Origin of the sequence: Rhodococcus triatomae (assembly GCF_014217785.1) — a bacterium.
GTDB classification, from domain to species: Bacteria; Actinomycetota; Actinomycetes; order Mycobacteriales; family Mycobacteriaceae; genus Rhodococcus_F; species Rhodococcus_F triatomae.
The window spans coordinates 3494950-3505497 of record NZ_CP048814.1; the positions used below are offsets into that span (position 1 = coordinate 3494950).

The 10548-nt window shown below is 64.6% G+C and carries 11 protein-coding genes; 2 read left to right on the plus strand and 9 right to left on the minus strand.

What is annotated here, in order from left to right; all coding sequences use genetic code 11:
* Window positions 1–345 precede the first annotated feature (345 nt).
* The 9 genes from G4H71_RS16565 to G4H71_RS16605 form a co-directional block, all read right to left on the minus strand.
* Entirely contained in the window at window positions 346–915 is a 570-nt protein-coding gene (locus G4H71_RS16565) for a hypothetical protein (protein WP_139183256.1), read from the minus strand.
* Window positions 902–1180 carry a hypothetical protein gene (locus G4H71_RS16570; RefSeq protein WP_072738283.1) on the minus strand — a complete coding sequence of 93 codons (279 nt, stop codon included), beginning with the start codon at window positions 1178–1180 and terminating at the stop codon, window positions 902–904. The genes G4H71_RS16565 and G4H71_RS16570 overlap by 14 nt, the downstream gene beginning before the upstream one ends.
* A 195-nt stretch (window positions 1181–1375) precedes the next feature.
* On the minus strand, window positions 1376–1651 hold the full coding sequence (locus G4H71_RS16575; RefSeq protein ID WP_074700651.1) for a hypothetical protein: 276 nt from the start codon (window positions 1649–1651) through the stop codon (window positions 1376–1378).
* 6 nt (window positions 1652–1657) lie between these two features.
* Window positions 1658–3172 carry a hypothetical protein gene (locus G4H71_RS16580; protein WP_139183257.1) on the minus strand — a complete coding sequence of 505 codons (1515 nt, stop codon included), beginning with the start codon at window positions 3170–3172 and terminating at the stop codon, window positions 1658–1660.
* Between the two features lie 752 nt (window positions 3173–3924).
* Window positions 3925–5099 (minus strand): IS3 family transposase gene (locus G4H71_RS16585; protein WP_185280442.1). Its coding sequence is split into 2 segments (ribosomal slippage): window positions 3925–4844 and window positions 4844–5099, totalling 1176 coding nucleotides; the frame shifts between segments, so codons are not numbered across the junction.
* 98 nt (window positions 5100–5197) lie between these two features.
* Window positions 5198–5503: a hypothetical protein gene (locus G4H71_RS16590; RefSeq protein ID WP_072739763.1), complete on the minus strand. Its 306-nt coding sequence runs from the start codon at window positions 5501–5503 to the stop codon at window positions 5198–5200.
* A gap of 116 nt (window positions 5504–5619) precedes the next feature.
* The gene (locus G4H71_RS16595; protein ID WP_072739764.1) at window positions 5620–6312 is read right to left on the minus strand and encodes an MspA family porin; all 693 of its coding nucleotides are present in this window, start codon (window positions 6310–6312) and stop codon (window positions 5620–5622) included.
* A 39-nt stretch (window positions 6313–6351) separates the two neighbouring features.
* Window positions 6352–6735: a hypothetical protein gene (locus G4H71_RS16600; RefSeq protein WP_072739765.1), complete on the minus strand. Its 384-nt coding sequence runs from the start codon at window positions 6733–6735 to the stop codon at window positions 6352–6354.
* A 264-nt stretch (window positions 6736–6999) separates the two neighbouring features.
* Window positions 7000–8235 (minus strand): TetR/AcrR family transcriptional regulator, encoded by a 1236-nt coding sequence (locus G4H71_RS16605; RefSeq protein ID WP_246442032.1) that lies wholly within the window; start codon window positions 8233–8235, stop codon window positions 7000–7002.
* A 645-nt stretch (window positions 8236–8880) separates the two neighbouring features.
* On the opposite strand from G4H71_RS16605, the gene G4H71_RS16610 reads away from it, so the two are divergent.
* A complete protein-coding gene (locus G4H71_RS16610) occupies window positions 8881–9690 on the plus strand; it encodes an MlaE family ABC transporter permease (RefSeq protein WP_072739767.1) in 810 nt (269 codons plus the stop codon).
* Entirely contained in the window at window positions 9690–10547 is an 858-nt protein-coding gene (locus tag G4H71_RS16615) for an MlaE family ABC transporter permease (RefSeq protein WP_072739768.1), read from the plus strand. Before G4H71_RS16610 ends, G4H71_RS16615 begins: the two co-directional genes overlap by 1 nt.
* The last annotated feature ends 1 nt before the right edge of the window (window position 10548 follow it).

Genomic DNA, 10548 nt, shown 5'->3' on the forward strand with positions numbered 1-10548 from the left:
CTCCGTAGGCGAGTGCGTATCCGCGTTCGGTGCGGCGGATACCGGTATAGCCCTGGTAGAACCTGCCTGGCGACCGGGCCTCGGTGAGTACGTAGTTGTCGCCGGAGTAGGGCTCTCGGTGGTAGTTCTTGCCGAGCCCTTGTTGGAGTGCTTGACCCAGGAATGCGACGGCGGCGGTGAATTGGGTGACTTCGTCGTCGGTGAGATGACCGTAGCCGTAGATGAGGTTTTCTTCCTCGGCATACCGGTGTGGTCGGCGCGTGGTAGGGGGGCGTGGTCATCGAAGTGGCTTTCGCGTTGGCCTTCATGCAGTCGTGGTGTCGTGTGGGTGAGGGTTTCGCTGGTTCAGTAGGTGATTCGCTCGACGGACTGGACGAGCCTGTGCGCGGTGGGTAGGTCGTCGGGTGGTGCGGCGTGGTGGGCGATGGTGCCGGTGGCTTGCAGGATCGACCAGCCTCGGCTGCTGTGGGACAGGATGTATCGGTGTATGCACCACAGGACATGGTTCTCGTGGTGGTAGGTGCCGGTGAACCCTGCGGACCACGATGTTCCAGGTATGTCCTCGGTGACGGGACTGTGGTCGTAGTACCGGAATTGTGGGAGTCGCACGGTGTCGGCCCAGGTGTGCGCCAGGACGTCGGTCGGGTGCAGGGGTGTGGTGGTCGACCAGCGGCCGATCATGATGTTCGATCCGAAGTGTCCTGTCCCGACCTGATCCGGCCGATACAGCAGGGTCCATCCGGCGGGGGCTTCGTCGCTGGGCAGCCATTCTTCTGGGATGGTCTCGACAGTGGGGCGCTCCGGTGTCAGTGCTGCGCCTGTGGCGGCGAGGTATTCGGGCACGCTCATCGTTGCCCGAGCGCGACGTACCGAGGTGAGTTCGGGCCGCGGGTCTGTGGGGTCAGTAGAGCTCATCGAACTTCCCCTCATAGTACGTTCGCTTGAACTGCACTTGGTAAATCGAGCCGACCACCAGTAACAGTGTGAAAAAGAACCCCAAACCGATCTTCCCGAAAAACGCTGAGCTGATGATCATTCCGAGGCAACAAACAACGCGGTTGACGGTGTAGGCGCGCATCGTCCACGCATGACGCTCCGGACGGTCCAGGTGGGACAGTCGCCAGTCCACCCCGGCGTAGATGACGAGAAAGACGCACGCAGTGACGAAAAGAGGCTCCATTGGTCACTTCCCGGTCGTAGAGTTCCAGAGGGCGCGGAGCCCGGTGCCGAGACTGCGTCGACGTGCGTATCACGACCGACCGCTGGTCGCGGAGATTGACCTGAAACTGCGAATGGCTCGGATTCGCCGTGATTTGGGCGCCTTGCAGTGGCGAAACCACGCTGCGGATGGGAACAATGCCAGGTCGAGCCAAGATCAGTACGGCTCATCGAACTTACCTTCATAGTATGTTCTTTTGAACTGAGGAAAGTACAAGCCGTAGAGAAGCATGAGGAATGCCATCAAGAACGCCATCCCGACATCACCGGCCAGGACGCTACTGACAACCATAACCAGCGTCCATACGATCCAATTGATCTTGTAAGCGCTCAACGCTCGGCCGTGATGGTCAGGGTGGTCCCAGTGCAGTAGAACATTGTCGATCACGGCACACAGAACAGCGGCAGCGAGAAGGGCGGCGAAGAGCATCACTGAGGCCTATTTCCCTTTCGTCGTGTCGTTCCAGAGATAGCGGAGGTTACCTGCTGCGTCTTCGCCACTTCGTGACCCGAGATATCCGCCAACGAGGGCCCCCACTCCCGCCCCGATCGCGGCACCCACTGGTCCTCCCGCCATCATCCCGAAGGCCATACCGGTGGTGGCGCCGTACCCTGCGCCGACCACTCCGCCCCCGGCGCCTCCTGCAGCCTCAGGAATACCCTTACCGCCGTATCTGACGTCATGCGCGGCAGTACCGATTGATATGACGAGGTTGGCGGGGCCAAGTCTCTCCGTGATCCTCCGGAGTGCTTGTGTCTGGGTGGGGGTGAAGTCCTGTCCGGGGGTGAAGGCGGCCCGAGGTCCCTGTGTGTGTTGGGCGTTGGCGCCTGCTTGTGCGGCCAGTTCTGTTGCGTTGAGCGCGTTCAATGCGGACTTGACTGCTGCCTCGCCAGTCTTGTCGGGGCCGAGGTAGCCTTCGGGCCCCGGGTAACCGCCGTCGAGCGGCGAAAGCCCGACATATCCGTTGAACTCGGCGTCGCGTCCGGAGTATCCCGCTTGGCGGGCTTGGGCATCGGCACGGGCCTGGGCGAGCTCGGCGGGCAGTGGCCCCTGTATGTGTGCCAGGGCATGATCGTCCAGACGCGCCTGAGCAGCGATACGTTCGAGTTCACCTTCCGGACTCAGCGGCCCTTCGGTCGCGACGATCGCTTGATCACGAGCGAGCGCAGTATCGCCGTACGGGATCGCGGTGATCATCGGCTCGTCGCCCGACGTGACGTCCCCTCCGGGCGTGCTGATCCGTGAAGGGTCTTTCGGTGTCCCGTCCGGATTCATCGAGATCAGAAGGTCGGCCGGGTCGGACGATGATTCCTTACCCGTATTGCCGGGAGTTGTGTATTCGGGTTCGGGGTAGCCGCCTTGTTCGGGGGGAAGCCCGGCGTACCCGTTGTAGTCGCCGCCGTATCCGTCCTGTCGATCCTGGGCGGCGGCGCGCTCGGCCTCGCCCTCGGCAGTCATCGGGCCGTGTGTGTTGGCGAGTTCGTTGTCGGCCAGACGAGCTTGTGCGGCTGCGCGTTCTGCTTCGAATGTGGGTGTGCCTGGGCCGATGAAGTTCGCCATCTCCTCGTCCTCGGCACGCTGAGTGTCGTCATAGGGTACGGCGCAAATTTCCTCTTCGGGCGGGTCGGCGAGGATGGGGTATGCGGTGTTGTGGTCGGCGTGGACTTGTTGGATGAGTTTTCCGTTGCGGACGATGTAGTGGGTGGGGACGGGGTTGCCGTGGGTGTCGTTGGCCCAGGGGGCGGCCATGCGGTCGGTTTCGGTGCCGTGGGCGTCGAGGATGGAGGCGGTGCCGTCGGGGTTGATGCGCAGTGTTCCGCCGTGGGGGATGGGGGGTGTGGCGATTTCTGCTTCGTGGGGGGAGGTGGGGTCGTGGATGAGGAAGAAGGTGCGTAGGCCGCCGAGTTCTTCGGGGATGACGAGTCGGCTGGTGTCGCCGGGGGCGTAGGTCATGATGGGGCGGGCGATGGTGCCGACGGTGTGGGACAGGAGCGATTCGGGGGTGCGTGGTGTTCGGGGGCGGGCGGCGAGTCCGAGTGCGGCGGCGGCGATGAGGAGTAGTTCGGGTGTGTGGTCGCGGACCGGTTCGCCGAGGGTGTGGCTCTCGCTCGTGTTCGTGGACTGGTGTGCCGGCAGGGGCGACGGGTCCGCGGTGCGAGGAGGTGCCTCGACGTCGGTGTCGGTGACCGCGTCCTCGGCGGTGCGGGCGGGTGGTGTCGGCGCGTTCGAGGTGTTGTCACCGGCAGCGGGCGCAGCGGGTGGTGGGGGTGCGGCCGGTAGTGGGAGAACAGACGGCGTGTCGGATGGTGCTGTGGGGACGAGGTCTTCGCCGGTGCCGACGTCGCCGAGGGTGCCGCCGTGTACTGCGATGCCGGTGCTGTTGTTCTCGCCGGTGGGTGCGGGTCCGAGGGTGGGGATCGGTGGCGGTGTGGTGGTGGGTTGTTCGGCTGGGTCGACACACACATAGGGGGCGGGGTTCGGTGGGGGTGGTCCGGGGTTGCCGGGGTTGGCGGCACGCCAGGCTGTTTCGTAGGCGGCGTTCCATTGCGCGGTTTCGCGTTGGCAACGCTCGGCGGGCGTTTCCGCTGCCGCGGCGGGTGAGCCGGCGAGGGCGAGAGTGCCGGTGGCGGTGATGGTCAGTGCAGCGCCGGTCAGTGCGGTGGCTGAGGGGCTGGAAAGTTCTCGGACAGCGAGATTTGGTTATCTCAAGCCGCCTGATTCTGCTGGAACCACGCGGACTCTACTTCGTTCGGCGTGTGGTAGTCAATTCCGGAGTGCAGACGAATCTGGTTGTACCGCAACTCGATATAGCGGGTGATATCCCTTCGAGCGTGTTCCCGGGTCGGGTATTGAGTGCGGTTCACGCGCTCATTCTTCAGGGTTCCATTGAAAGATTCCGCCCAGGCATTGTCATAGCAAGTTCCCGTGCGGCCTACCGATCGCACGATGCCGAGTTCTTGTGCCACTGAGGCGAATTCAGCGGAAAGGTACTGGCTGCCGCGGTCGCTGTGGAATATTGTTCCTTCGACCATGATGGGCAGGTTCCGGATGGCCATGCGCAGGGCGTCGGTCACCAATTCGGTGCGCATATGGTCCGCCATCGCGTACCCGATCACCTTCTTCGAATAGCAGTCGAGCACGGTGGCCAGATAAAGCCACCCTTCCCAGGTACGGATATAGGTGATGTCACCGACGAGCTTGCGTCCCGGCGCGTCGGCGGTGAAGTCGCGTGCCACCAGGTCGGGCAGGTCGGCGGCGTCGCCGGCGATGGTGGTGACCGGTCGGAACGGCCGGGGCTGGCACGGCACCAACCCCAGCTCACGCATGATTTTCCGAACGGTGTCCGGATCGACCTGGGTTCCCCACCGGGCGAGCTGGGCGTGGACGCGGCGGTAACCGTAGGTGCTGTCGGAATGATCGAAGCAGAACCGGACTTCTGCTTCGAGGATTTCCCGCCACCGCGCGGTGGCCGAGGGTTTCCGGCTTCGCCAGTCATAGAATCCTGAGCGGGAAACTCCTGCCCACCGGCACATATCGACCACAGCGTAATTGCCTTCTTCGGACGCGATGAACGCGTACTTGACCGTTACCGGTGCTTCTTCGCGAAGAAGGCCACCGATTTTCCCAGGAAGCGGTTCTCGTCCTCCAGTTCCCGGACCCGCCGCTCCAATTCCTTCAAGCGGGCACGTTCCGGCAAAGACAACCCGGTATCCGCTGCCGAGTTCGTGCGCTGGAGCTGTTTCACCCAGTTCCGGATCGTCTGATCGGTTACCCCGCAATCGCGCGCGACATCGGCGATCGGCCGAGACTTCTCGAACACCTCACGTGCCGCCGTTTCCCGGAACTCCGGGCTGAACTGACGCGACTTCTTCTGTGCCACAAACAACTCCGTTCAGTCACCCAAATCTTACTTTGGGTCGCTGTCCGAGAAAGTTCCGGCACCTCAGGCGGCCCATCGGCGGAGGGTGTGGCCACGCATCAGTGGTTGCCGCGGATGAGGCGGGCGATGAGGGTGTCGGCGCCTTTCCAGAACACGCGGCCCGCGATCGAGAGGACGAGGAAGAAGCCGAGGTATACCCAGACGGTGCCGTACTGGTCGGCCCAGTCGGTCAGTCGGGACAGGTTCGCGAACACGATTGCCAGCGCGACGAGGCCGCCTACGAAACTCGCGACCGCGACGAGCAGTTCCCGGTCCACGCCTGCGGCGTCGGTCTGCTCGGCGTGGGGCGCGGCCGGTGGTGGGGTCTGGATGCGTTCGGTCGCCGGGTCATAGGTGTGTGTCATCGGTGCACTCCCTCGACTGATGGGTTCTCGGTGTGTCAGAGCCAACTGGGTTGGTCGATGTGTCAGAGCCAACTGGGTTGGTCGATGTGTCAGAGCCAACTGGGTTGGTCGATGTGTCAGAGCCACATGGGTTTGCTGTAGGCGTAGACGACTTCGTTGGAGGTGGTGGTCGAGACGGTCACCTTCGAGACCAGGCGTACCGAGACGGGGCCGAGGCAGTTGTTGACCACGACAGGAAGTTCCGAGACCCGCACGCCGGCGAGGAATGGATCGTCGGGCCCGGGTGCGGATCCGGGGTCGACGGTTTTGGTGCCCAACGCGATGTTGGTGACGGCGCCAGGTTTGAGTTGTGCGGATACCGAGGGTCCGATGTTCGCGTTGACGCCGGGGGAGACGGAGGTCATCGGTCCGATGTTGACGGTGGCGGAGGCCCCCAGGCTCGATTGCAGTCCGACGGTCACTCCGTTGGAGACGTCGGTGCCGCAGCCGGTGTCGAGGGACAACTCGACTTCCGCGCCGTGCAGGGCTCCGGTGCCGCCGCGGTGCACGGTCGCGGTGGCCAGGGCGGAGACGAATCCCTCGCGAGAGGTGAACGCCTGCGCCAGGTTCGGGACCTGGGTCACGGTCAACTCCCGCAACGCCGCTTCGGTGTGCCAGCCCCCGACCGTGGTGATCGCCCGCGCCTCGTCCGGCAACGGCGACACATCCGCCGCAGCCACACCCGCCCCGACCGACACCGCTACAGCGGCCGAGGCTGCGGCCACCGCAGCGACCATCGCGGACCGGTGCATCTTCTTCTTCGTGAACATGTGGGTTCCCCCCTGCAGCGATCGAATGTGGTTGCTGGTCTAGGGACGCCCGAAGGAGCCGACGCCGATGCTGTCGGTTGCCGGGTACCAGTCGACATACATGTGGCCCGCCGCACCGAGATTGACCGCACGCGTGGCGTGCCAGTTCAACGTTGTCGTGAAGCTCTGCCCGTCGAACCGCGCGTCCGGGCGCAGCACGTCGGCAACACCGAATGCTCCCGAATCCCGGAGGAAGCCGGCCTCGTCGGAGGTCAACCCCACCTGGACGCCACCGGGTAACGGGTTCACGCCGATCGCCGAGGCGGTGCCGACACCGACACCCACCGCACCCACGCCGGCAATCGCGCCGACAGCGGCCACCCGCGACAGCATCCGTGTCGTGGCACGCACCTTCACGGACTTCGCCTTGTTCGTGTTCGTCATGACCGGCTCGCTTTCCCTGGATCACTGCGCTGGCCACTCCGGATGGGTAACCAGTAGATAACTGATACAGGGGGGAACCTACACCCACTCGGACGGCTATCGCGATCCGCAGCGGCGTACGTCACAAACATGCAGGTGAAATGGTCCAGAAACGACCCCTCAACCATACTGACGCGGCCGTGCCGGGTATGCGGCCGACGGTTTGCCGCTACGACGCAACCAGCGCGGTGTCGGTCTCGTCCCGGCTCTTCCTACCCGGGTCGCTCACCCGTCGACCATGACGGCCAGCATCATCCGGCGGATGCGCATCTGCGCATCGCCCGTGGACTCGAAGTGAAGAAAGCGCCCCACGTCCACGACGAGATTCAGCGCGGCGTGGACCAGGATCCGGGATTCGACGACCGAGAGCCCGGCTCGGCAGGACCGGACCATGTGCGCCCATTCGTCGACGTTGAGCCGTTGAATGGCGCGGAGTTCGGCCCTTCGTCCGGGTGACAGATTGGCCCCTTCCGAGAAGTAGACCGACAGCAGCTCCCGTTGCGCGAAGGACAGCTGTACGTAGACGTCGACGAGGGCGTCCAGCGCATCGCGCGGCGTGGCGGAGGCCGCGAGCGCCGAACTCACGCCGACGGCCAGGCGATCGGCCGCCCGGTGGAAGGCGGCGGCCAGCAGGTCGGCCTTGCTCGTGAAGTGCCGGTACAGCCCGGAGGCGTTCAAACCTGTGGACGCGGCGATCTGTTCGATGCTCACGTCGTGGTAGCCGTGCGCGTCGAACAGCCGAATCGCCTCGCTGAGAAGCTGTTCCCGCTTGTTCACCGACGGGATACCGGTGTGCCCGCGCGGCCCGGCGGCGGCACACGGCTCGGGGATCCATGTGACCGTGGAGAGGCGTCGGCACGCGGCGAGCAGGAGTTCCTCGAGACGGCCGCGTGCGATGGGGACGCTGTGGGCGGTGATACTGCCGACGGCGCTGAACATGGCCATCGTCAGGAGGACGTTGTCGAATTCGGGAAGTTCCGGCCGCAGATCGCGAAGAGTGGCGCCGACACGACGATTGACCAGCCACACCCGGGCCCGAATCTCGTGTCGATCCCGGGGTTCGAGATACCTTCCCTCCCAACGGTACAGGCCGGCCGAACGACGGAGATCGATGGTCGTACCGATGATCGCGCCGAGCTGGGCGTCGAAGATCTCCGACGACTCCGTGGGTGGGGAGGTGCCGTCTGCCGCGGTCGAGGCCACCTCGAGTGCCCCGGCGAGATTGCTCGTCACTTCCCGGAAGAGCGCGTACTTGTTGGGGAAATGGCGATAGAGGGCTGCGCCGGAGATTCCGACGGCGGATGCGATCTCCTCGACCGTCACCGAGTGGTAGCCGTCCCGGCTGAACGCTTCCGCTGCGGCCCTGGCGATCTGGTTGCGGCGGTCCTTCGGGCGCGCCCGGTGGGCCGGGGCATCCTCTGCGCGGCGGGAATGGTGACCCGTCTGCATACCTCGGCTCACGATGGCGGACGCCTCCTCGGCGGTAGCAATGAAGTGAACAAGCATTCTAAACAGATCGTGCGGAGTTGCCGGGATCGCGTACGGGCAGGTGGTACGACGCACCGCCGCGGCCGGCGTCGGTGTCTGTGCAGTGGGCGATGGTCGGACGCCTGCGTGCGGCAGGGAGTCGCGGCATTGCCCGAGCTCCTCGACAGGCAGGAATCATGGTGTACCTTTCGTGGCGGATGGGGGTGGAGCCGGTGCACGAACCGGCCGGAATCATCATGCGTATCGGTGAACATACCCGGCAGGGGATGTATGAGCAGGCTAAACGAGCGAGTTCGTGATTCCTCACAGGAGGAGAATTTGCGTTAACAAAGGGCTGGATATCGTGACGGCTGATCTGTAACATGCATCACAGCGAGCCTGCTCGGGCGTGACTCGGGCGCTCTCTGCAACGTCAGCGGGTCGGGTGCCGGAAGGAGGGGCCTTCCGCTTCGGGTGTGGGTCGCGTAGTGCTCGCCGTACGGTGTGTCCGTCCGAGACGCCTTGATTATGTGAACAATCATTTGGAGTTCTGATCGCTCGACCTGTATCCGTCCGGACGTGTCGTGATCGACACGGGAAGTCGTCGGGGCCGGTGTCGGCCCACGAGAGAGGTCATGCATGACGTACGAATTGCCCGCACCGAAAGGTCCGATGCGGGATGTCGCGCTCCAGGGTGGCTTCCTCATCGGGTTCTCCGTGCAGGCGCTGTTCGGGCTCGTCAGCGCGATTCTCCGTCGCCGGTTGTCGTTGCACGAGACCGTGACTCAGACGCTCTTCATCGGCCGGGTCAGCACCGGTCCGTCCCTGCTCCTGATGATTCCGATCGGAGTGTTCATCGCGGTATCCGTGGGTGAGCTGGCCGGGCGGATCGGGGCCGGCGGGTACTCCGGAGCAGTGGTCGCGTTCATCATCGTCGGCCAGGCAGCGGCGCTGGTGTGCGCCCTGATGATGGCCGGAGTCGCCGGCTCGGCCATCTGCACGGATCTCGGGTCGCGAAAGATCCGCGAGGAGATCGACGCGATGGAGGTGATGGGCATCGATGTGGTCGAGCGCCTCGTCGCGCCCCGTCTCGTCGGAGCCGTCATCGTCTCGCTCGCCTTGTGCGCCATGGTCACCTTCGGTGGCGTGATCGCGTGCTACCTCTACCACATCTACGTGCAGAATCTTCCTGCCGGAACCTTCATGGCGACGTTCAGCCAGTACGGCCGGATGTCCGACTTCGTGATGGCGCTCGTGAAAGCGTCCATCTTCGGCCTCACGTCGACACTGGTGGCCACCTTCAAGGGGCTGCATGCCAAGGGCGGGCCGCGCGGAGTCGCGGACGCCGTGAACGAAGCGGTGGTCATCGCGTTCGCGCTGGTCTTCATCGTGAACACCGCGTTGTCGGCCCTGTACACGGTCATGGTTCCGGCAGTGGGGTCCTACTGATGATCGGAGTGGACACGCGTGCGCGCCTGCAGCGGGCGGCCCGTCCGGCGAAGGGCGTTGCCGACGGATTCGTCGGAGTCGGTCGTCACGTCACGTTCTACGTGCGGGCGATCGGATCCATCCCGTTCGCGCTCACCAGGTACCGCAAGCACGTGCTGGCGCAGATCAGCGAGGTGAGTTTCGGAACCAACTCACTGCTGTCCGGTGGAGGCACGATCGGCATCGTCTTCGCGATGTCGCTCGCCGCGGCGATGATGCTCGGTGTCGAAACCCAGCGAGGACTCGATCTCGTCGGCATGACGACTCTGTCCGGAATGCTCTCGGCGGTCGCGAACACCCGGGAACTCGCGCCGGTCGTCGTCGCGATTGCGCTCGCGGCCAAGGTGGGTACCGGGTTCACCGCTCAGATCGGTGCCATGCGGATCTCCGACGAGATCGACGCGCTCGACGCCATGGCGATCCGTTCCATCCCCTTCCTCGCCGGTACCAGGGTCCTCGCCGCGATGGTGTGCGTCGTCCCGATCTACATGATCGGCCTGCTCGCGAGCTATCTGTCCACCCGGCTCGTCGTGGTCTTCTTCAACGGGGCGTCGGCGGGCACGTACGACTACTTCTTCCATCTGGCCCTCGCGCCGGTGGACCTGCTCTACTCGGGGATAAAGGCGGTGGTGTTCGCCATCGTGGTCGCCCTCGTGCACTGTGCCTACGGCTACTTCGCCAGCGGTGGCCCTGCGGGCGTCGGGCAGGCGGCCGGTCGTGCCCTGCGCACTGCCATCCTCGCAATCGGAATTCTCGACGTCCTCATGACTTTCGCGCTCTGGGGCCTCGTCCCGTCCATCCCCGGAATGGGGGTGTGAG